The organism is Streptomyces sp. NPDC127119 (assembly GCF_042677425.1).
GTDB lineage: Bacteria > Actinomycetota > Actinomycetes > Streptomycetales > Streptomycetaceae > Streptomyces.
On sequence record NZ_JBHXTO010000030.1, the window covers coordinates 1 to 20,346 of the forward strand.

General features: G+C 70.6%; 21 protein-coding genes. 8 read left to right on the top strand and 13 right to left on the bottom strand.

Going from position 1 to position 20,346, the window contains the following annotated elements:
• Window positions 1-100 precede the first annotated feature (100 nt).
• A complete protein-coding gene (locus ACFVH5_RS16090; RefSeq protein ID WP_385834298.1) occupies window positions 101-1,279 on the bottom strand; it encodes a cytochrome P450 in 1,179 nt (392 codons plus the stop codon).
• Between the two features lie 267 nt (window positions 1,280-1,546).
• On the opposite strand from ACFVH5_RS16090, the gene ACFVH5_RS16095 reads away from it, so the two are divergent.
• From ACFVH5_RS16095 to ACFVH5_RS16110, 4 genes are all read left to right on the top strand, one after another.
• Window positions 1,547-3,049: a multicopper oxidase family protein gene (locus ACFVH5_RS16095; protein WP_385834299.1), complete on the top strand. Its 1,503-nt coding sequence runs from the start codon at window positions 1,547-1,549 to the stop codon at window positions 3,047-3,049.
• 108 nt (window positions 3,050-3,157) lie between these two features.
• Window positions 3,158-5,968, top strand: coding sequence for an AAA family ATPase (locus ACFVH5_RS16100; RefSeq protein ID WP_385834300.1), 2,811 nt, complete (start codon window positions 3,158-3,160; stop codon window positions 5,966-5,968).
• 172 nt (window positions 5,969-6,140) lie between these two features.
• Window positions 6,141-7,190 carry a medium chain dehydrogenase/reductase family protein gene (locus ACFVH5_RS16105; protein WP_385834301.1) on the top strand — a complete coding sequence of 350 codons (1,050 nt, stop codon included), beginning with the start codon at window positions 6,141-6,143 and terminating at the stop codon, window positions 7,188-7,190.
• 104 nt (window positions 7,191-7,294) lie between these two features.
• Window positions 7,295-8,017: a TetR/AcrR family transcriptional regulator gene (locus ACFVH5_RS16110; protein WP_385834302.1), complete on the top strand. Its 723-nt coding sequence runs from the start codon at window positions 7,295-7,297 to the stop codon at window positions 8,015-8,017.
• 29 nt (window positions 8,018-8,046) lie between these two features.
• On the opposite strand, the gene ACFVH5_RS16115 is transcribed toward ACFVH5_RS16110, so the two are convergent.
• The 11 genes from ACFVH5_RS16115 to ACFVH5_RS16165 form a co-directional block, all read right to left on the bottom strand.
• Window positions 8,047-8,232, bottom strand: coding sequence for a hypothetical protein (locus ACFVH5_RS16115; protein WP_385834303.1), 186 nt, complete (start codon window positions 8,230-8,232; stop codon window positions 8,047-8,049).
• Window positions 8,233-8,590: 358 nt separating this feature from the next.
• Window positions 8,591-9,106 carry a cupin domain-containing protein gene (locus ACFVH5_RS16120; protein WP_385834304.1) on the bottom strand — a complete coding sequence of 172 codons (516 nt, stop codon included), beginning with the start codon at window positions 9,104-9,106 and terminating at the stop codon, window positions 8,591-8,593.
• Window positions 9,107-9,175: 69 nt separating this feature from the next.
• Entirely contained in the window at window positions 9,176-9,763 is a 588-nt protein-coding gene (locus ACFVH5_RS16125; protein WP_385834305.1) for an SRPBCC family protein, read from the bottom strand.
• A gap of 273 nt (window positions 9,764-10,036) precedes the next feature.
• Complete coding sequence (locus tag ACFVH5_RS16130) at window positions 10,037-11,668, bottom strand: carboxylesterase/lipase family protein (protein ID WP_385834306.1); 1,632 nt, start codon at window positions 11,666-11,668, stop codon at window positions 10,037-10,039.
• A 21-nt stretch (window positions 11,669-11,689) separates the two neighbouring features.
• The gene (locus ACFVH5_RS16135; RefSeq protein ID WP_385834307.1) at window positions 11,690-12,328 is read right to left on the bottom strand and encodes a GPP34 family phosphoprotein; all 639 of its coding nucleotides are present in this window, start codon (window positions 12,326-12,328) and stop codon (window positions 11,690-11,692) included.
• Window positions 12,329-12,442: 114 nt separating this feature from the next.
• Window positions 12,443-13,105 carry a response regulator gene (locus tag ACFVH5_RS16140; protein WP_385834308.1) on the bottom strand — a complete coding sequence of 221 codons (663 nt, stop codon included), beginning with the start codon at window positions 13,103-13,105 and terminating at the stop codon, window positions 12,443-12,445.
• Complete coding sequence (locus ACFVH5_RS16145) at window positions 13,102-14,292, bottom strand: sensor histidine kinase (RefSeq protein WP_385834309.1); 1,191 nt, start codon at window positions 14,290-14,292, stop codon at window positions 13,102-13,104. Before ACFVH5_RS16145 ends, ACFVH5_RS16140 begins: the two co-directional genes overlap by 4 nt.
• A 73-nt stretch (window positions 14,293-14,365) precedes the next feature.
• Window positions 14,366-14,536 carry a hypothetical protein gene (locus ACFVH5_RS16150; protein ID WP_385834310.1) on the bottom strand — a complete coding sequence of 57 codons (171 nt, stop codon included), beginning with the start codon at window positions 14,534-14,536 and terminating at the stop codon, window positions 14,366-14,368.
• 153 nt (window positions 14,537-14,689) lie between these two features.
• Complete coding sequence (locus ACFVH5_RS16155; RefSeq protein ID WP_385834311.1) at window positions 14,690-14,905, bottom strand: MerR family transcriptional regulator; 216 nt, start codon at window positions 14,903-14,905, stop codon at window positions 14,690-14,692.
• 117 nt (window positions 14,906-15,022) lie between these two features.
• On the bottom strand, window positions 15,023-15,370 hold the full coding sequence (locus ACFVH5_RS16160; protein WP_385834312.1) for a putative quinol monooxygenase: 348 nt from the start codon (window positions 15,368-15,370) through the stop codon (window positions 15,023-15,025).
• A gap of 462 nt (window positions 15,371-15,832) precedes the next feature.
• Complete coding sequence (locus tag ACFVH5_RS16165) at window positions 15,833-16,240, bottom strand: nuclear transport factor 2 family protein (protein ID WP_385834314.1); 408 nt, start codon at window positions 16,238-16,240, stop codon at window positions 15,833-15,835.
• 87 nt (window positions 16,241-16,327) lie between these two features.
• Here ACFVH5_RS16165 and ACFVH5_RS16170 point away from each other — a divergent pair, with 87 nt between their 5' ends.
• The gene (locus ACFVH5_RS16170; protein ID WP_385834315.1) at window positions 16,328-16,873 is read left to right on the top strand and encodes a TetR/AcrR family transcriptional regulator; all 546 of its coding nucleotides are present in this window, start codon (window positions 16,328-16,330) and stop codon (window positions 16,871-16,873) included.
• Between the two features lie 243 nt (window positions 16,874-17,116).
• Window positions 17,117-17,764, top strand: a complete 648-nt coding sequence (locus ACFVH5_RS16175; protein WP_385834316.1) for an HAD family hydrolase — start codon at window positions 17,117-17,119, stop codon at window positions 17,762-17,764.
• Window positions 17,765-17,991: 227 nt separating this feature from the next.
• Here ACFVH5_RS16175 and ACFVH5_RS16180 read toward each other — a convergent pair whose 3' ends face one another.
• Window positions 17,992-18,600, bottom strand: coding sequence for a TetR/AcrR family transcriptional regulator (locus tag ACFVH5_RS16180; protein ID WP_385834317.1), 609 nt, complete (start codon window positions 18,598-18,600; stop codon window positions 17,992-17,994).
• Window positions 18,601-18,707: 107 nt separating this feature from the next.
• On the opposite strand from ACFVH5_RS16180, the gene ACFVH5_RS16185 reads away from it, so the two are divergent.
• Window positions 18,708-19,715, top strand: a complete 1,008-nt coding sequence (locus ACFVH5_RS16185; protein ID WP_385834318.1) for an alcohol dehydrogenase catalytic domain-containing protein — start codon at window positions 18,708-18,710, stop codon at window positions 19,713-19,715.
• A gap of 20 nt (window positions 19,716-19,735) precedes the next feature.
• Complete coding sequence (locus tag ACFVH5_RS16190) at window positions 19,736-20,338, top strand: NADPH-dependent F420 reductase (protein ID WP_385834319.1); 603 nt, start codon at window positions 19,736-19,738, stop codon at window positions 20,336-20,338.
• Window positions 20,339-20,346: the final 8 nt, after the last annotated feature.

The window sequence follows — 20,346 nt, forward strand, 5'->3', positions numbered from 1 at the left end:
TCGTACTGGACGTACTTGGGCTTTCGCCCGGTGCGGCGAGAGGGCGTGCCAGGCGTCGGCCGGCAGGCGGGAATTTGACGACAGGGCCTAGGCCCTGTCGTCAAGACACAGGTGTGACCGCCACCTCCAGGCGGTCCAGACCGCGCAACCCGTTGTTGATCAGCGGTTGGCGTTCGATGATGTCGAAGCGGGCGACCCGGTCGGCGAGTCGTTCCAGCAGCGTGCTCATCTCCAGTCGGGCGAGGTGCATTCCGACGCACACGTGCTCGCCCCGCCCGAAGGCGAGGTGGTCCGAGGGGCGGCGGGTGATGTCGAAGCGCGCGGGGTCCGGGTAGTGACGCTCGTCGCGGTTGGCGGAGGCGTAGAGCAGCGCGACCCGTGAGCCGGCGGCCAGCGGAACCCCGCCGATCTCGTGGTCCTCGGTGAGTACCCGGCTGAACTGGGGCGCCGGGGTCTCCAGGCGCAGTGACTCGTTGATCGCGTGCGGGATCAACGAGCGGTCCGCGCGCAACAGGTGCCACTGGTCAGGGTTCTGGGCGAACAGCGCGACCGTGTTGGCGATGGCGAGGATCGTCGTGTCCAGGCTGGGCGTGACGTAGTCGAGCATCATCACCGGGCACTTGTCGCGCGGGATCTCGCCACGGTCGGCGGCCTCGTAGAGTTGCGCGGCCCAGCCGTCTGGGTGGAGCTTTCCCGGCACGGCGTCATGCATGGCGAAGGCCATGAACTCCTCGACGGCGGGTCCCGCCGCGGCTGCCCGGTCGTCGGCGGGGCCCTGGGTGTTCCAGATGGCCGCGGCCCACTCCAGCATCTTCTCCCGTCCGTGATCGGGGAGTCCGACCAGGTCCGAGACCACGGTCATGGGCAGATACTCCGCCAGTTCGGTGACCACCTCGAACCGGCCTCGCCCGACGACCCGTTCGACGACGCGGTCGGCCTCGGCCTCGATCCGCGGAGTCGCCTCGCGCATCCGATCCGACCGCAGGGGCCGTCCCAGTACCGAGCGCATCGCCGTGTGCTCGGGCGGGTCACTGCACAGCGTGATCCCCTCCAGCTGGGCGTTCACGCCCGGATCCACGAACACGCCGCGCGCCGAGGAGAACGTCCGCCAGTCCATCAGCGCGGCGCGCACCTCGTCGTAGCGGGGCAACGCGTACAGGTCGTAGCGGGACAGGTACACCACTGGCCCGACCGCCCGGAGTTCGGCATAGATGTCGTACGGGTCGGTGCGCGCCGATTCGGAGTAGAGATCGACGTCACTGACGGGTATATAGGGCAACTGTGCTCCAAGAGAGGGTGCTTCGGGGTGTCCGGTCCGGGGGCGTACAGGTCACGGCAAGCGGCGTACGGTGTGCGCGGCCCGGCTGGAACGGGCCCCCGGAGAATCTCTCGCGCGGCGTGGGTCCTTCGCGTCGGTGGGAAGTACGTATGTCTCGGCCATGCGCGTGGAGGCGGTGTGCCTCGCCGGCGAAACCGTCCGTGGAGAACCCGGTCTACGTAATCTGCACCGACGCGAAGGGACCGGTCCGCGCACGACAGTGACCGTATGAAACGACGCACAGCGCTGAAGGCTCTCGGGTTCGGCACCGGGGGCGCGGTTGTCCTCGCTGGTGGTGGTTACGGCATCTACTACTACGCCGCGCAGCAGGACACGTTCGGCGAGATCGCCTTCGACAAGGTTCTGCCGATACCGCCCCTGGCAGAGTCGGAGAAGGGCGCGCAGGGGGCCCGGGTGTTCACCCTCAACATCCGGTCGGGCAGGACCCGGTTCAAGGCCGGTGCCACGACCCGCACTTGGGGCGTGAACGGCACGTATCTCGGTCCGACGATTCGCGTGCGGCGCGGCGAGCAGGTCGAGTTCGCCGTGCGCAACGGACTGGACGAGGACACCTCGCTCCACTGGCACGGGATGCACCTTCCCGCGGCCATGGACGGCGGACCCCATCAGGTCGTCGCGCCCGGAGAGACCTGGCGGCCGCGCTGGACGGTCGACCAGCCCGCCGCGACACTCTGGTACCACCCGCACATGCACGGAGCGACCGCCGACCACATGTACCGGGGCCTCAGCGGACTGTTCATCGTCGACGACGCGGACTCCGAGGCATCGACACTGCCGTCCGAGTACGGCGTCGACGACATCCCGATGATCGTTCAGGACCGGGCGTTCGACGGGGACAACCAGTTCGAGAAGCGAGTGCCACTGGGCGGCTCGGTGGGCGTGATCGGCAAAGAGGTGCTCGTCAACGGCGCGATCGGACCGTACGTCGACGTCACCACCAAGCTCGTACGACTGCGGCTGCTCAACGGGTCCAACGCGCGCCTGTACAACCTGGGGTTCTCCGACGACCGGCGCTTCACGCTCATCGCCACCGACGGCGGTCTGCTCGCCGAGCCGTGGAACACCGAGCGCCTCTATCTCTCACCCGGCGAACGTGCGGAGATCCTGGTGGCGTTCAAGCCGGGCGAGCGGGTCGAACTGCGCTCCTACCCGTCCGAGTACGGCGGCACGCTGGGTCGGATCGACGGCTTCGACGACCGTCTCGACATCTGCCAGTTCCGGGCCGCGGCCACCCTGTCCGACGTCGGCACCCTCCCTGACACCCTCGGTGTCGCACCGGACCTCGCCGGCGAAAAGGCCGCGCGGGAACGCTCCTTCGTGCTCGCGTCGGACCAGATCAACGGCAGGTCGATGGCGATGGACCGGATCGACTTCGGGGTCCGCGAGGGCACGGTCGAGGTGTGGGACGTGGTCAACGACAACGGCTTTCTGCACAACTTCCACGTTCACGACGTGCAGTTCCAGGTGCTGACCGTCGGCGGCGGGAAGCCGGAACCGCACCTGCGCGGCTGGAAGGACACCGTCCTGCTGGCCCAGGGAAAGCACTACCGGCTGGCGATGCGTTTTCGCGGACACACCGATCCGAACACGCCGTACATGTACCACTGTCATCTGTTGCAGCACGAGGACGACGGGATGATGGGCCAGTTCGTCGTCCTCGGCAAGGACGAGAAGGTCGGCGTCGTGCAGCCGACACACCATCATTCCTGAGAACCGCCCTCGAAACCCGCACCGCCCGAAAACACCCGATATTCTTCTGAATCACCCGTTCCCCGGGACCGGATCGAGGTCCGCCGCCGGCTCGGTAGGCTACGCGCTGTGCAAACGTTGGCCCATACTCGCGGTCCGCTGCTCGGCAGGCAGTACGAGACACAGCGCCTCGGTGAGCTGATCGGCGCGGCGCGGGCAGGCCGGGGCGGCACTCTGGTCCTGCGCGGTGAGGCAGGAATCGGCAAGAGCACGCTGCTTGAGCGCGCGCAGGAGGTGGCGTCCGGGTTCCAGGTCCTCCGGGCGGGCGGGGCCCAGCACGAGGCGGAACTACCGTTCGCCGCACTGCACCAGCTCTGCCTCCCGGTGATGGACCGCCTGACCGAACTGCCCGTCCAGCAGCGCCAGGCCCTGGAGATCGCTTTCGACCTGGCGTCCGGGACCCCGGACGTGCTCCGGGCCGGCCTGGCGACGCTGGGGCTGCTCACGGCGGCCGGCCGGGAACGCCCCGTGCTGTGTGTGATCGACGACGCGCACTGGCTCGACGCGGCTTCGTCAAAGGCACTGGCCTTCCTCGCCCGGCGCGTCCTCGCCGAGCCGGTGGCCATGGTGTTCGCCGTCCGACTGCCGTACGGAGAAGGTGAGTTGGAGGCCCTCCCAGGCTTGAACGTCGACGGGCTGAGCGACGCCGAAGCGCGGGCACTGCTCGCCCGGCAGAGCCACGAGACGCTCGACGAGCAGGTACGTGACCGGCTGGTGGCCGAGGCCAGGGGCAACCCATTGGCTCTGCTCGCCCTGCCCAGGGCCGGTGGGTTCGCCCCGCCCGAACCGGCCTCGGTGCCGCACCGGGTCGGCCACGGATTCCGGACCACGCTGTCCGGTCTGCCCGCGCAGGCGCGGCTCCTGCTCACGCTCGCCGGTGCCGACCCGACCGGCGATCCTGGCCTGTTGTGGCCCGCGGCACGCAGGCTGGACATCGACCTGGCAACGGCCGGTACGGCCGCCGCCGCGACCGGACTGGTCGAGTTCGGCGCCCGCGTGCGCTTCTACCACCCACTGGCACGCAGCGCGGCGTACGACGACGCCACGGCGGGTGAGCGTCAGCAGGCCCATCGCGCGCTGGCCGACGTGACCGACCCGGTCACCGACCCCGACCGGCGCGCGTGGCATCGCGCACAGGCCTCTGCCGTCCCGGACGAGAACGTCGCCGCGGAGCTGGAGCGCTCGGCGTCCCGCGCCCTGGCCCGTGGTGGCGCGGTGGCCACGGCCGCCTTCCTCGAACGCGCGGCGGAGCTGTCGCTCGACACCGAACGGCGTATCGAACGGACCCTCGCGGCCACGCGCGCCCATCTCGACGCGGGCGCCACCGACAGGGCTGCCGCGCTGCTCACGACGACCGCTCTGCTAGCGACGGTCGAAGGCTCGGCCCCTGGCTCGGGCACCGGCCCTGGGACCGGCTCGGACTCGGGATCGGGATCGGAGTCGGGCTCGGGCTCGGGCTCGGGCTCGGGCTCGTACGAGTTGCAACAGGCGGAGGCCGATCTGCTGCGCGGCCGAATCGCCCTGGCCCGGGTCGACGGCAGCGACGGCCCGGCGGCCATGCTGCGCGCCGCGCGGCGGTTCGCGTTGCTGGATCCCGCGCGCTCCCGGGAGAGCTATGTGGAAGCGCTCGAAATGAGTCTGCTCGTCGGACGCGCGAACGGGGTGATGGGCATGGTCCTCGCCGAGGCCAGGACCGCGGCCACGACCACCTCGCCGCACGCCCCGGACATCCTGGACGCGCTGGACACCCTGACCTCGGACGGACACCATGCGGCCGTGCCCCTGATCAAGGAGGCCCTAGACGGTGCGGAGGGCCCGCTGTGGGCCCGACACCCAGCGCTCGCGATCATCCTCGCGGCCGAGCTGTGGGACCCGGTCACCCACATGCGGATCATCGAGTGGCTGCTGAAGAACGGCCGGGCGTCGGGATCACCGCTGGTCCTGCGGCTCGGTCTCGCCCAGGCCGCCTCCGCCGCCGCCCTCACCGGCGACCTCGACGAGGCGATGGCCGCGCTCGCCGAGGAGGAGGCGATCGCCGACGCGACCGGTGCGCCCACCGTCATCTACCACCGGCTGCAACTCGCCGCGATGCGCGGACGCCGCGAGGAGGCTGTCGCGCTGTTCGAAGCCGTCACCGCGACAGCCACCGCCACGGGACAGATCATCTCCAACATCCACTGGGCGAGCGCGGTGCTCCACAACGGCCTGGCCGAATACCAGGAGGCACTGGCTGCCGCACGACGTGCCGCAGCCGACGGGGAACTCTTCGTCGCCGGGTTCGCACTGCCGGAGCTGGTGGAAGCCGCCGTACGATGCGGTGACCACGCCTCGGCCGTCGACGCGCTGGCCTCGCTGACCGAACGTACGCAGGCCAGTGGCACCCCTTCCGGCCTGGGCATCGCGGCGTACGCGCGGGGGCTGGTGGAGGGAACGGAGAGCGACTACCGGGAAGCGATCGACCGCCTCACCGACACACCGCTGCTCCCGTACCGGGGCAGGGCCCACCTGTTGTACGGGGAGTGGTTGCGGCGCCAGGGCCGCAGGCAGGACTGCCGGCCCCAGCTGCGTACGGCGCACGAGTTGTTCTCCGGTGCCGGATTGGAGGCGTTCGCCCGGCGAGCCGCCGACGAGCTGCGCGCCACGGGAGAGACGGCGCGCAGCCGCACGGGGTTCGCCCGTGACCAACTCACCATGCAGGAACTGCACATCGCGCGACTGGTCGCCACGGGCGCGACATCGAAGGAAGTGGCCTCGCGGCTGTTCATCAGTCCACGCACCGTGGACGCCCACCTGCGCAGCATCTACCGCAAGTTGGGCATCAACTCGCGTCGGCAGCTCAGGGACCGGCCCGATCTGCGATCCGTGGACAGATCGCCCTGAACCAGGACTGATGAAGAGGGCGCGACCGACTCGAATCCGGTCGCGCCCTTTTTCATGCCCAGATCGGAGACTTACGCGCGTAACTTTATACCCGTAGCCCCTTGCTTGACCTGACCTAACACCTATAGCCTTACGGACGTAACTACACGGCAGGAACCCACGGGAGCACGCCATGAGCAGCACCACACCCACCATCACCGCGACCGAGATCGTCCTGCCGGGCAAGGTCGAGCCCGAAGGACTGGAGACCCGGACCCATGAGCTGCCGGCCCCGGGCAAGGGCCAGGTCGTGCTGCGGATGGAGGCCACCGGGGTGTGCTTCGCCGAGCAGCAGATGCGCCGTGGCAAGTACTACGACCAGCCGCCGTTCCCCTTCGTCCCCGGTTACGACCTGGTCGGCACCGTCGTCGCGACCGGCCCCGGGACCGACGCCACGCTCGTGGGACGCCGCTTCGCCGCGATCACCAAGACCGGCGCCTGGGCCAGCCATCTGACCGTCGACGCCGCCGACCTTATGCCCGTGCCCGACGACATCGACCCGGCCGTCGCCGAGACGGTCACCGTCAACGGCGTCACCGCCTGGCAGATGCTCTACCGCACCGCCAAGGTCCGCACCGGCCAGACCATCGTGGTCCTCGGCGCCAACGGCGGCGTCGGCTCCACCCTCGTCCAGCTCGCCCGGCACGCCGGCATCACTGTCATCGGCACCGCGTCACCCCGCCATCACGACGCCCTGCGGAACCTGGGCGTTACCCCGGTCGACTACCGCGACCCGGAGATGTACACCCGCATCCGCGAACTGGCCCCCGACGGCGTGGACGCGGTCTTCGACCACGTCGGCGGCCCCGCCATCGAGGACTCCTGGCAACTGCTGCGCCGCGGAGGCACACTCGTCTCCTACGGCACCGCGGCCAGCAAGGACGAAGAGGGCAACTCCCAGCTCCCCGTCCTCAAACTCTTCGCCCGCCTCAACACCTGGAACGCCCTGCCCAACGGCAGGAGCGCCCACTTCTACAACCTCTGGGCGGGCAAGCGTCGCTGCCAGAAGACCTGGCAGCAGCGCATGACCGACGACCTCACCCAGGTCCTTGGCCTGGTCGCCGACGGCGCCCTCGTCCCGCAGATCGCCGCCAAGTTCGCCCTGACCGACACCGTCGCCGCGTTGCAGCTCGCCGAGTCCCGCACCGTCGCCGGAAAGGTCGTCATCGTTCCCCAGGTGTGACATCCGGCGCTCCGCAACTCCCCTTGCTGGCTGGTCCTTTGCTGGTCGGGCCACTGCTGTTCGGGCACGGTCGCGCTACCCACTCCACGACGGAAGGTGACGAGGTGAAGCGAACGGGATCGGCACGAGCGCCGGCTGCGGCGGCTTCGGCTTCGGCTTCGGCTTCGGCTTCGGCTTCGGCTTCGGCTTCGGCTTCGGCTTCGGGGCAGGCTCCCCCGGCCCGCGCACACAATCGCCGTGGAGAAGGCGGGCGTCTGCGCGAGGAGATCATCGACGCTGCGGCCGAACTGCTCGACGAGACGGGTGAGCAACACGCCGTCACGCTGCGCTCGGTGGCCCGCAGGGTCGGCATCGCCACCCCCTCGATCTACCCGCACTTCCCGGATCAGCCGGCCATCATGCTGGCCGTCGTGCAACGGGAGTTCGCCGGACTGGAGAGCAGCCTGGGCGCGGCGGTGGAGCGGGCCGGCGGCGATCCACGGCAACGGCTCCTGGCCGTCTGCGCGACCTACCTCGACTTCGCCGGGCGCCACCCTCAGCGCTACCGCACGATGTTCGGCGGCCTGTGGAGGCCACGCCTGGGTGAGAGCTCGCTGACCGAGACGGATCTCGTCGTACTCGGCGCGTCGTCCCTGCTGATGCTCATCGACGCCCTGGGCGCCTGTGTCGCCGCGGGCGCGGCCACCAGCACGGATGTGTCCGCCGACGCGATGGCGTTGTGGGCGGGCCTGCACGGACTCGCCCACCAGCGTGTCGTCTCGCCGTCCTTCCTCTGGCCCGAGGGCATCCCCGAACGTGTCATCGGCTCACTCGCGCACCTGACCTAGATCCGGAGCCGACGGCATCCTTGACTTCGTCAGTTCGGCCGCAGGATCTCGACAGTGCCGGGCGGAACCGGCCCCTCGCCCGCGTAGGTGTCGCACAGTGGTCCCACCGATGCGTCGTCCGCGGTGAGAGTCAGGCTGGGCCAGGGCCCGGCGAGGACGGCATCGTCCAGGGTGATGCCGAGGTGGTCCAATACGAGGGCCACCGCAGGTGCCATTCCGGCACCCCGCCTGCCCTCACGCCTTGCCTTCGTCGTATCACCTCGGTATCACTCGCCGGCTACCCCGGGCCACCGTGCTCCTGGCCATGCGCGTGGCGCGCGGGGAGCCGGGCTCACCCTGCCTGAAGGCCGCGGAGGTTGTTGCTGCTCCGACGTCGCCGGATCGGGCTGCCTCGCCCGGCTGGTGCTTCGGACGAGGTGAGGCCCACCGGGTGCAGTCGAGCGGCTGGGCGAGCCGCTCGACTGCACTGGCTACCGCGGCGAGATCAGTGACTGGGTGCGCCCTCTGCTCCTGGGTGAACCCGCGCAAGGCAGGTCCGCGACGTGGCTCCGCGCGGGCCGGCCTCTGGGAGCGTCAGATGGATCCCGGGGGCTTTGACCCGAGGTCGGCGGGTGTGGTCCCGGGTGGACCCAGGATAAGGTCACCCAGTTCCTCTGCCACGGCGTTGAAGAGCTCCACATCGAGTGCGGTCGCGTCCGTGAACAGGTGGAGCGGCGTGGCCGTACGGGCGATGACCTCGGCGAATCCGGCCGGTGTGGAGATGTTGAGGGCGCGGGCGCCGTCCGGACCGGCCGCTATCGCATGGGGTACGCGCAGGGGGATGGTGTAGAAGTCTCCCGCCCGCAAGGTCACCTTCTCGTCACCCGCCCATACCGTCAGCGAGCCGGAGGAGACCCAGAGCCGCTCCTCGTACCTGGTGTGGGCATGCAGCGGTGTGGCCGCACCGGCGAGCATGAAGGAATCCGTCACATCATGACGGCCGTCGGTCTCCTCCGCCGAGGTGAGGACCGAGACCCGGAGTTCCTGACCGAGCGCGTACTGACGATCGGGATGGTCCGGATTGGAGGACAAGGAGGGGATACGGGTCACTGATCGTCCTTGGGTGATGGGTTGCCGAGCCGACTGCGGCGCGAAGGCCGCAGTCGGCTCAGCGGCGAGTTATTTTCCGCAACTCGTCGACTCGGCCGTGGTCTTGAGCCGCTTCACCCAGTCTGCGAGGCCTGCGTCGAGAGCGGCCTGGTTCCCGGGGATGTCGGCCTCCACGGGCGCGCCGGCCCACGATTCCTCGGTGGTGGCGAGCACGCCGCCCTTGACCTTTTTGAAGGTGAACAGGTGGACACCGTCGATGCCGTTCACGGGCGCGGCCCAAGCGGTGCACCTGCGCGGCGCGACGGACTTGACCGTAGACGTGACATGCATGCTCTGCGGCGACCACTCGAAGACCGAGCCCTGCCGAAGCGGACCCGGCGTCTGCTTCCGCGCCGGTGTGATCTCCGGGATCCAGGTGTCCCACGCGTCGATGTCCGTGTGGAGGTCCCAGATCGTGGTCACCGGCGCCTTGATGAGGACGGTGGCGCGGCTGACGACCGGTGCGCTCTTGTCGACGGTCACGCCCCGGCACTCCTGATAGGTCCCGCCACCGGGCTTCGCTTCATGCGCAGCGGCCGATGACGGCGCCGCCAGCGCCGTCGCCGTGACGAAAGCGGCGACAGCCACTCCCTGCATGACCTTGTTCCGTGATGTCATCAAGTGGTTCCCTCTTGCTTGCTCAGTGGTTCCGTTCCGACCGACATCCTGTTGGCGGGCAGCACGCCGTCGCATGGGTAATCACTACGTACCTTCGCGACCCGGCGACTGGCCCGAGTTCGTTGCACCGGTACCAGCCGCCCCGATCAGCGAGTTCAGGGCCGCCGGCCAGTTCCCCAGGTCCCCTACTCGGCGCCCGACCCGCTGTGGGCACGGTCCCAAGCCACCCTCGCTCAGCAACTTGGCGGAGCAAGTCGGCAGCCGGCTCCACGGTCACCCGAGGGCGTCCCAGAACCCGCAATAGTGGCGAGTGGACGCCGTACGAGTGGGGACGATGTGGTCCGGCGCCAGGGACAGCACCGTCTGTCGGGGCCAAGGCGGTGACGACGGGCCGTTGGGGTCGCCGGTGCGGGCGAAGCGCGTCCAGTAGTCGATCATCGTGGCGGCCAGCCGGTGTTGTGCTGCGGTCAGGTCTCGGGGACGGCCTCCCAGGTCGAACAAGTAGGGCAGTTCGCTCGCGTGCGGTGCGCCGAGCGGGAACGGCGGCGTACCCGAGGTGAGTGGCGGGGCGTGCTCGTCGGCGAACTCGTAGCGCCAGACGCGTACATGATCCGCCAACAGGCTCCCCGTGCGCACGGTCGGGCAGGCGAAGTTCGCGTCGCCGATGACGGCACCGAACACCGGTCCCCCATCGGTGCCGTGCACCGGGTACTCGCGGACGATCGCCTTCGCCTGCCCCGGGGAGGGGAAGAAGGTGGCCGCGACGTCGGGCCAGGTGTCAGGGGTGACGGGATGGCCGGCCTGTACGATCCCGGCGGTCCAGCCGTTGCCCTCGTCGTGGTTGTTGCCGATGAGTACGGGAACGTGCTGGAAACGGCCGGCAGCGATCGCCGCAGCGGGATCGCTCGGCAGCAACGGGGTGGTGTGAGCGGGCTGTTGGTCCGTGTCCTGTTCCGCGAGCAGACGGGGGACGTCCACGCGCCGCAGGCAGGCCAGGACGTGGCGCGCGGAGCCGCAGCCGACCTGTGCCGCGAGGTCCGCGCCCGTGGCACGCGCCTCGGTCAGGGGGACGGAGGACGGGGCGAACGGCCGGTCGGGGCGCCCTGTGCAGGGGCCGCTCTCGATGATCGCCCGGTCGAAGAGCCCTGCGGCTGCGGGTGAGGCGAACTGGGCGCAGACGCTGTAGCCGCCCGCCGACTCGCCGGCCAGAGTCACGTTGTGCGCGTCTCCGCCGAAGGCGCCGATCTCGGTGCGGATCCAGCGCAGCGCGGCCTGCTGGTCGGCCAGGCCGAAGGTGCCGGAGCCGGGCAGTCCGCTGTGCGCGAGGAAACCGAGGGCTCCGAGGCGGTAGTTGACGGTGACGATCACTGCGTCGCCGCGCGTGGCCATGCGGTGGGCGTCGTAGGAGCTGCCCGCTCCGGTGGTGAAGCCGCCGCCGTGCAGCCAGACGATGACCGGCCGGGGGCGGGTCGGTCCCGCGCCGTCGGGCGTGGTGACGTTGAGGTGGAGACAGTCCTCGTCGGTGCTGCCGCCGGGCACCTCGCCGGACGGCTGCGGGCAAGGGCTCGCGGGCCGGGTCGCGTCCCGTGTCCCGGACCAGGGGGCCGGGCGGTGGGGCGCCGCCCAGCGCAGGCTGCCGACCGGGGGCGCGGCGTAAGGGATGCCCTCGAAGGTGCGGTAGCCGTCATGGGCGGCGCCCCTCACCAGGCCGTCGCGGGTACGTACCGTCGTGGCGGCGGCACTGTCACTGGCAGAAGCAGAAGCAGAAGCAGTGGCAGCGGCAGCGGCAGCGGCAGCGGCAGGAGTGGTGGCGGGCCGGGCCGGTTCCGTCGGTGGTGGTGCGGACCAGGCCGTGGCGAGTACGGCCGTCAGGGCGCAGCCCAGGCTGGTCAGGACGCGGTGCATGGTGATCGTCTCCCCGTTCGGTCAGCTGCCGCCCATGCCGCCTTGCGCGGCGATCATGGTCGTCGGCAGAGCGCGTACAGCTTTCTCCAGGCCGGGCGCGAGGGCGGCGAGACGCCGCGTGCAGGCGTCGATACGGGCCCGGAACGCCTTCTGGTCCTGCCGTGGAACGACCGAGCGGATACTGCCCGCCACGGCCAGCGCCAGCAGCGCGGCGTCGGCGACGGGGATGTCCCGTACGGGGCCGTCCGCGTGCAGCACCGCGATGACGCGGGCGCGCAGGGCGGCGGGTACGGCGTGGTCCGTCACGGTCAGCCGCCGCGTGCCGAAGGGAGTGCGGGGCGCCTTCACGGTCAGCAGGCCCGCCCTGGCCAGTCGGTCCTCCACCTGGGTCAGGGTGCGCTTGCGGTGGCGGCGTACGAGGTGCTTCCAGCCGTGCCCGCCCGCGGCGTCGCGCAGAACTCCGTCCAGGACCGGGTCGCCGATCGGCTCGGTGCCGGACACGGTCACCGTGTCGGCGTCCTCGACCAGCCGGCCGCGCGACGCGAGGTCGATCAGGGCGGCGGCGCGCACCAGCAGCTGCGTGCGGGACCGGTTGTAGGGCCCTTGGGCCGCGTCGTCGTGGGCGAGCAGATACATGAGGCAGGCCAAGTCATCGTTCACACCTCGACGTTATGGGCACGTGCCCCGGGCGCGGATCGGCCGCGCGGAGGGACCGGCACTGGGAGCGTGGGAGGATCGCGGCCCGGTCTCCTCCCTGAGGAGGAGACGGCGTGCTCAGGGGCGGCGCGGCTGCACGAGTCCGTGGTCGTAGGCGGCGACAACCGCCTGGACGCGGTCGCGCAGGCCCAGTTTGCGCAGCACCGCGGTGACATGGTTCTTGACGGTGGCCTCCGACACGCGCAGCCGCCGGGCGATCTCCGCGTTCGACAGCGCCTGACCGATCAGCGTGAGCACCTCCCGTTCCCGGCCGGACAGATCCCGCAGGGCGGGCGGCGGTGCCGGGTCGGGCGTCGTGCGCAGGAACCGGTCGAGAACACGGCTCAGCACGGCCGGCGCCAGCAGCGCGTCGCCGCGCGCGGTGAGCCGGATCGCGTCGACGAGTTCGCCGGGGCGCATGTCCTTCAGCAGGAAGCCGCTCGCCCCGGCCCGCAGCGCGGCGACCACGTGCGCGTCCACGTCCCAGGTGGTCAGCACGAGCACCCGGGCCCGACTGCCGCTCTCGGCGATCTGCCGGGTCGCCTCGATACCGTCCACGCCGCCGGGCATGCGTACGTCCATCAGCACGACGTCGGGCTCAAGTTCCCGCGTCAGCCGCACCGCGTCCCGGCCGTCGCACGCCTCACCGACCACCGTGAGGTCGTCCCGCGCGTCGATGATCATACGAAATCCGGTACGGACCAGTGCCTGGTCGTCGGCCACCACCACACGAAGTGTCATGACGTACGCTCCACCGGCAGCCGCGCCGCCACCTCGAACCCGCCGCCGGGCAGCGCTCCGGCGCGCAGGCTGCCGCCCACCAGATGCGCGCGCTCCTTCATCCCCACCAGACCGCGCCCCGCCCCCACCGCGACCGGCCTGCCCTGGGCCGTACGGCCCCTGCCCTGAGGCGTACGCCCGTTGTCGACCACCGTGACCAGCACGCACCCGCCCTCGGATGTCACGCGTACGTGCACCTCATCGGCGCCGTCCGCGTGACGCAAGGTGTTGGTGAGGGCTTCCTGGACGATCCGGTACGCCGCCAGATCCACCGTGGCCGGCAGCCCGGTGGTGGCGTCCTCGCGGTGCACGTGCACCGTCATCCCGGTCGCGCGCACCGTGTCGGCCAGCTCGTCCAGGCCCGCGAGCGAAGGCCCCGGCTCCTGCTCCTCCCCCACCCCGCCCTCCTCCGCCTCGGGCCGGAACGCGCGCAGCAGCAGACGCAGTTCACCCAGCGCAGAGCGTGCGCCCGTCTCGATGGCCCGTAGCGCCTGACGCGCCTGTTCGGGCTGCCGGGTGAACACGTCGTCGGCGGCGCCCGCCTGAATGACCATCACCGACAGGGTGTGCGCCACGACGTCGTGCACCTCGCGCGCGATCCGTGCGCGCTCCTCCACCACCGCCCGGCGCAACTCCGCCCGCGCCCGTTCCCGCTGCGCCCTGCGCCACTGCCCCGCGGTCCACGCCAGGACCACCGCCAGCAGATAGACCGCCAGCCCCGCGGGGCCACCCGCCCCGTACGCCAGGGGCGCCGGAAGGACCATCGCCGCGAGCGCCCCGACCGACACCCGCCGCGGCCTGGTGGCGGACACCACGCACAACGCGACCTGCGCGGCGAGCAGCGCCCCCGTCAAGGTCACCGTCGGCAGCAGTACCCACACTCCCAGCCCCGCCACCGCGACCACGGCCAGTACGGCCACCGGAGCGCGCGCCAACCACCTCAGAGCACAGACCTGCGCAAGAACCAGGCCCAACGCCACGGGCGCCCGCCAACCGTGGTCCATGCCGGCGACGAGCACGGAGGGACCCAACACCCCGAGCACCAGAAGCGCCGACCCCCACCACAACGCCCGAGCAGCACGGAACGACAGCCCACCTCCCGCTCCCCCGGCAAACGCGTCCTCCGACTCTCTGCTGCTACGGTCCACACCGCGACCCTATCCAGCGGCTCGGGCCGGGCCGTCCAGGAGGCAGACACCTCCACCGTGTCGTCGGTGTTGGTCAGGCGGGGCTGTTGCGGACGCGGTCCAGGTAGTCGGCAAGCTTTCGCCAGTCGTCGGCGGGAGCACCGCCGTCTCCGGACATGGCGGCTGGATCGTCCTGCCAGGCAGCCCTCACACCGGCGGAGATACCGGCATCGCCGCCGGTGAACCATGCGCTCAGCTCATCCATGCGGGCCACCAGCCGACGGATCTCCCGATCAGCCGGAGGAGTTCCGGCTACACGAAGCCGTTCCGCCCTGCGGTACAGCTCAGGCCACTCGACCTCACGGAGGTAGCGCATCGCAGGTCCCAGTGCGGCGGTGCGAGTCCGCGGGACCTGAATCTAGATGGCGATGGTGTCCAGAGCCAGCCCCAGACTGCGGAGCGCCAGCACCTGATACAGACGGACGAGGTCTTCCTCGTTGTACTCCCGGTGCCCGCCCGTGGAGCGCTGTGAGGGGCTGAGCAGACCGATGGTGTCCCAGTGGTGCAGCGTGCGCACGGTCAGCCCGCTGGCCTCGGCAAACCGGCCCACCTTCCAGGTTTCCGCGGTGGTCATGGAGCAACGATGCATCCTCACGCCGCGCGAGGTTCAAGCAATGCAGTGCAACCGACAGTGCTCACCGGAGGTGGCCGGGGTTCCGCGTGGCGCGCGGCCCCGGCCCTTGGCCGTGGGTCAGGCGAGAGGGTGCAGCCAGTGGGCCTCCGGTGCTGTCTCGATCAGGTCGGCGATAGCGGCGAAGTACGTCTGCATGAACGGCTGCGAGACGTGCGCCAGCAGGTGGGCGCCGGAGGACCAGCGCTCATAGAAGGCGAAGGCGCCCGGCTGATCCGGCGTGGTGTGCACCACGTACTGCTCGCATCCGTCCTCCTTGCGGGTGAGGCCGATGATCGCCTGGATCTCGCCCAGCAACCGGCCCTCCTCGCCCGCCTTGGCCCGGGCGTATCCGTAGACCGCGACCGGCGTGTCCGAAGCGAGGATGTCGGCGGGGATGAGGCCGTCGATGATGTCGTCAGTGCTCATGAGGTTCCACTCCGTCGTCCGTCGGTTCCGCCGGCGTTGTTGGCCGGCTGCCCGGAGCGTAGGAGCTGACGTTGATGTCAGGGGCAAGTCCGGTACGCGGACGTGAGCAGCACCGATGAGTTCCGCGGGCGGTGGATCAGCTGGATGTGCCCCAGGGTGAGCGGGGGTTACAGCTCCGGGTCTGTCACCGGGGCGGAACACGAGGCAATTCCGAAGGGGGAACGAGGGCTCCTGCATCCACGTGCCGGTGGCCGGGCTCGTACCCGCGCGCGTGGTTGCGGGAACGAGCCCGGCCGTGCCGTCGTTGCGCCGGGGAGACCAGGGAGCCTGTCCTGTCGGCATCCGCTCGGTGGAACGGTCTGGCGGGAGACTCGATGGAATGGTCCGGCGGGAGAAGGGGCTCGACCTGCTGCTGATCGGGTCAGCCGGCGGCCAACCGTTGAAACCCGATCGGGCTTCAGGTCACGACAGCAGGCCGGCCAGGGCGGCGTGGTCGTGGTAGTCGCGCGACCACACGACCCGTCCGTCCCGGACGCAGAACACGGCGATGTTGTGCGTGGTCACCGTCGTGCCGTCCGTCGTCCGGGTGACGTCGTTGTCCCACTCCCCCACGACCACCTGCGGGTCGGTGGTCTCGTGCACCTCGATGTTCCGCGGCGACAGCGTGATCGGGGCCGTACCGAGCGCGGCGAGGTGCTGCTCGATCTCGGTCCGGCCCGTCAGCACGACCTCGACCGGCTTGGCGAACGGCTGCCGCACCACCGCGTCCTCGGCGTACAGACCGAACACCGTCGTCAGGTCCCGGTCTGCGAGCGACTTCAGCAGAAGCTCGAACACCTCACGGGGACCACGAACCGCGTTGTCGGGCATGATTGCCTCCAGAAGTTAGAATCGGAGTGACCACTCCGGTAAAAGACGTTACGGAGTGACGACTCCGCTTGTCAAGGAAGGGTTCTCGTGTCTCCCCGAGCCGACGCCGCACGCAACCGGTCCGCCGTACTCCGAGCCGCCGACGAGGTCTTCGTCGAACACGGGGTCACCGCATCGACGGAGGAGATCGCCCGACGGGCCGGACTCGGAATCGGTACCGTCTTCCGCCACTTCCCGACGAAGGAATCCCTGCTCAAGGCGGTGTACGAGCAGCGCCTTGAACTCCTGGCCGCCCGCGCCTCGACCATCGGGACCGACAGTGCCCCGCCCACCTGGTTCCGGGAGTTCTTCACCGACATCGCCACCACGTCGGCCGAGAAACTGATCCTCGCCGACGCCCTGAGCGATCTACAGATGGATGCCGACCCCGAGGTCACGGCCCGGCTGCGCTCGGCCGTCGGCGCCCTGCTCCAGCGCGCTCAAGCCGCCGGGGCCGTACGCGAGGACGTGTCGTTCGACGATCTGATCGCCCTGCTGATCGCGGCCGGACGGGCCGCCCAGGCCACCGCGGACGCGCAGACCCGCACCCGCCTGATCGGCGTCATCCTGGACGGCCTGGAGCCCCGCGGGTAGCGCAGACCACGACCTGCTCCCGGTACTCGGCCACGCCGAACACCTCCGTCACGAAGTCGTGGATGTGCTGCACCCCTTCGGCCGGGCGCAGGACTCCCGCGGACCGGAACCGTCCCCGCGCGCCCGGGGGACGGCCCCTGCATGCGGCCCCGATCCCCCGGATCCCCCGTCCCGGACGCGCAGTCGCCGGGGCGCTGTCGGAGGCGGATCAGTGCAGGTGGCAACCCAGATAGGGTCGCCCCCATGCGCCTCGCTCTGTTCGACCTGGACGGCACCCTCATCGACCGTACGGCCGCCTTCGCGGATGCCATAGCCTCCCTCAGCCACGACCACGGCTACGGTCCGGACATCGAGCACTGGCTGCTCACCGAACTCGCCGACCGGGCCGACCGCAGCGACTTCGACCGCCTTGCCGCCACCTTCGAGCTCAGCGAGTCCGCCGGCCATCTGTGGCGCGTCTACGTCGACCGCATGGCAGCCGCCGTCACCTGCCGCCCCGCTGTCCTCGCGAGCCTGACCCGGCTCAAGGACGCGGGCTGGAGCATCGGCGTCGCCACCAACGGCGCCAGCGACATCCAGCGGGCCAAGATCCGCGCCACCGGCCTCGCCGAGCTGATCGACGGGATCGCCGCCTCCGGAGACATCGACCTCCGCAAGCCCGATGCGCGGCTCTTCGAACTCGCCGCCGCACGATGCGGCACCCAGCTCACCCCCGGCGACTGGATGACCGGCGACGACCCGCTCACCGACATCGCCGGTGGCTACAACGCTGGCCTGCGTGCGATCTGGGTCCGCGGCCGGCCCTGGCCAGAAGGCCTCGCCACACCCCACCACACCGTCGACGACGTCACCGAGGCCGTCGACCACCTCCTCACCCATTCCGAGGAGTAGCCCGACGTCGACGACGGCGGTGACCGGGTTATGTGACCCGCACTGGCCAAGTGTCCTGCACGGGCCGCGTGTCCGAGCCGCACGCGGCCCGCCCGCCAGGGCGGCACCGGCGGCACCGGCGAGCGCTCAGGTGCCCGTTCATGAGTCCCGGCCGACGGGCGGATGGTCCCGGCCCCGGCCTCAACGGCCCCTCCGGGCACCCCTGTCCGCGACGGCGCTGAACCGCGTCAGTCGAGGGCGTGGCCGCGGCCGGTCCGCAGGATCTCCTCGGAGAGCTCGGGCTCGACGTGGCGTATCGCCCGGGCGAGCATCATCGCGCCGACCATCTCGCTGAGCAGGCGCATGGCCCTACGACGGGCCTCGCCCGGGTCGAGTGCGCGGCCCTCCTCCTCGGCCTCGCGCAGGAACTCGGCGGCGAAGCCGGTCAGATAGCCCTCGACCCCTTCGGCGTACGCGCTCTGCACGCCTTCGCTGTGCCGTCCCGCGTCGGTGACCAGGGAGGCGGAAGGGCAGCCGCCGTCCGGGGCGTCACGGTGTGCGGTGGACAGATATCCGGCCACGACCCGCTCCAGCGGGGTGCCGCCCTGGTCCGGACCGTCCTCCACCGTCCGGGCCAGGCTCCCGAGGGAGGCGGCGAAGGAGGCCCCGCACACCTCCACGACCAGGTCGTCCTTGGAGGCGAAGTGGTTGTAGAAGCCGCCGTGGGTGAGCCCGGCCTCCTTCATCAGCTCGGCGATGCCGACCGCGTCGATGCCCTGCGAGCGGAACATGCGGCCCGCCGCTTCGAGGATGTTCTCCCGGTTGCGGGCCTTGTCCTCCTTGGTGATCCGCGGCATGGCCGTCCTCTCGCGTCGCAATCGACTTGACGTTTTCAATGATGCCTCTCATCATAACAAGAGTTTCAATGATGCACATCATCAAAGACCCATGGAACGGGAGCGTCATGCGTGCCATCACCTATGACCAGCACGGAGAAGCCGCGCAGGTACTGCGCCTGAGCGAGCAGCCACCCCCAACTGCGCCCGCGGCCGGGCAGGTTCGGGTGCGGGTGCTGTCCCGGCCCGTCCACCCCGGCGACCTGGCGGGAGTGCAGGGATTTCCGGGCGCGTCGCAGCAGCCGTTCGCCACGCCACGGATTCCCGGCCTGGAGGGAATGGGCGTCGTCGAGACCGTCGGTGAGGGCGTGCGGGATCTGCGGCCCGGTCAGCGGGTCGCGTTCTTCCCGGTGCCGGGCGCGTGGAGCGAACTCCTCACGGCACCGGCCGATCTGGTGGTGCCGGTACCCGAGGGCGTCAGCGACGAGACCGCGGCGCTGATGCTGGTCAACCCGCTCACCCTGCTCATGTTGCTGCGGGCTGTCGAGGACGCCCGGCACGGCCAGGCAGGTCCGGTGGTGCAGACGGCCGCCGGTTCGTCGGTGGGCAAGCTGGTCAGCGCGGCAGCGCTCAGGCACGACATCCCGCTGGTCAACCTGGTACGCAGCGCCACGGGAGCACAGGCCCTGCGGCAGCGCTTCCCCACTCTGCCGGCCATCTCGACGGCCGACGCGGACTGGCGTACTCAGGTCCGGGACGCGACCGGCGGCCAGGGTGCCCAGGTCGTGCTGGACGCGGTGGGCGGATCCCTGACCGGTGAGCTGGCGGGCCTGCTCGACGACGGCGGCACGCTGATCACCTACGGACAACTCGGTTCCGGCAGCACGCCGTTGGAGTCGGTCGCGCTGACAGCGAGGGACCTGACCGTGCGGGGCGTGTCCATCGGCCGGTGGATGACTCGTGCGCCCGAGGAACGGGCCGAGGACGTCGCCTTCGCCGCCCGTCTGGCCGCGACCGACGCGGAGCTCTTCGAGGTCGCGGCCGAGTACGACCTCGCCGATTTCGCGAAGGCCGTCGACCATGTCCGCCGCCCCGGCAAGAGCGGAACCGTCCTGCTCACCAGCCCCGCATCCTGAACCCCACGAAGGACACCGCCATGAAGATCGGAACCCTCGGCTCCGGAGTCGTCGCCCAGGCCATCGCCCGTCATGCCGTGGCCCACGGCCATCAGGTCGTCCTGAGCAACAGCCGCGGCCCCGCCTCCCTGGCCGGGCTCGCCGACGAACTCGGACCGCTCGCCCACGCCGGCACCCCGGAGGAAGCCGCCGCGGCGGAACTCGTACTCCTCGCGGTCGGCTGGCCCCAGATCGCGGACGCGACCGCCGGCCTGCCGCACTTCGCCGGACGCATCGTCATCGACGCCACCAACCAGTTCGCGTCCCTGCCCCCGCACACGAAGATCGCCGACCTGGGCGAGCTGACCGGCAGCGAACACGTCGCCTCACTGCTCCCCGGCGCGCGCGTCGTCAAGGCGTTCAACACCCTCTACGGCCAGTACATCGCCGCCGATCCGCGTCACCCGGCCGGGCGCCAGGTGCTGTTCCTCGCCGGTGACGACGCCGACGCCAAGACCACCGTCAAGGACCTCACCGCGGACTTCGGGTTCGCCCCCGTCGACCTCGGCTCCCTGCGTGAGGGCGGACGCCTCATGCAACTCGGCGGGCCGCTCTCCGGCCTGCACGCACTCAAACAGGACTGAGCGGGACC

What these genes read in the sequence shown, in the direction of transcription:
- ACFVH5_RS16160 (WP_385834312.1), bottom strand. Translation starts at nt 15,370, where the DNA reads ATGAGCACTGACGACATCATCGACGGCCTCATCCCCGCCGACATCCTC.
- ACFVH5_RS16140 (WP_385834308.1), bottom strand. Translation starts at nt 13,105, where the DNA reads ATGACACTTCGTGTGGTGGTGGCCGACGACCAGGCACTGGTCCGTACC.
- ACFVH5_RS16095 (WP_385834299.1), top strand. Translation starts at nt 1,547, where the DNA reads ATGAAACGACGCACAGCGCTGAAGGCTCTCGGGTTCGGCACCGGGGGC.
- ACFVH5_RS16125 (WP_385834305.1), bottom strand. Translation starts at nt 9,763, where the DNA reads ATGACATCACGGAACAAGGTCATGCAGGGAGTGGCTGTCGCCGCTTTC.
- ACFVH5_RS16175 (WP_385834316.1), top strand. Translation starts at nt 17,117, where the DNA reads ATGCGCCTCGCTCTGTTCGACCTGGACGGCACCCTCATCGACCGTACG.
- ACFVH5_RS16115 (WP_385834303.1), bottom strand. Translation starts at nt 8,232, where the DNA reads ATGGCACCTGCGGTGGCCCTCGTATTGGACCACCTCGGCATCACCCTG.
- ACFVH5_RS16165 (WP_385834314.1), bottom strand. Translation starts at nt 16,240, where the DNA reads ATGCCCGACAACGCGGTTCGTGGTCCCCGTGAGGTGTTCGAGCTTCTG.
- ACFVH5_RS16185 (WP_385834318.1), top strand. Translation starts at nt 18,708, where the DNA reads ATGCGTGCCATCACCTATGACCAGCACGGAGAAGCCGCGCAGGTACTG.
- ACFVH5_RS16180 (WP_385834317.1), bottom strand. Translation starts at nt 18,600, where the DNA reads ATGCCGCGGATCACCAAGGAGGACAAGGCCCGCAACCGGGAGAACATC.
- ACFVH5_RS16150 (WP_385834310.1), bottom strand. Translation starts at nt 14,536, where the DNA reads ATGGATGAGCTGAGCGCATGGTTCACCGGCGGCGATGCCGGTATCTCC.
- ACFVH5_RS16130 (WP_385834306.1), bottom strand. Translation starts at nt 11,668, where the DNA reads ATGCACCGCGTCCTGACCAGCCTGGGCTGCGCCCTGACGGCCGTACTC.
- ACFVH5_RS16155 (WP_385834311.1), bottom strand. Translation starts at nt 14,905, where the DNA reads ATGACCACCGCGGAAACCTGGAAGGTGGGCCGGTTTGCCGAGGCCAGC.
- ACFVH5_RS16105 (WP_385834301.1), top strand. Translation starts at nt 6,141, where the DNA reads ATGAGCAGCACCACACCCACCATCACCGCGACCGAGATCGTCCTGCCG.
- ACFVH5_RS16190 (WP_385834319.1), top strand. Translation starts at nt 19,736, where the DNA reads ATGAAGATCGGAACCCTCGGCTCCGGAGTCGTCGCCCAGGCCATCGCC.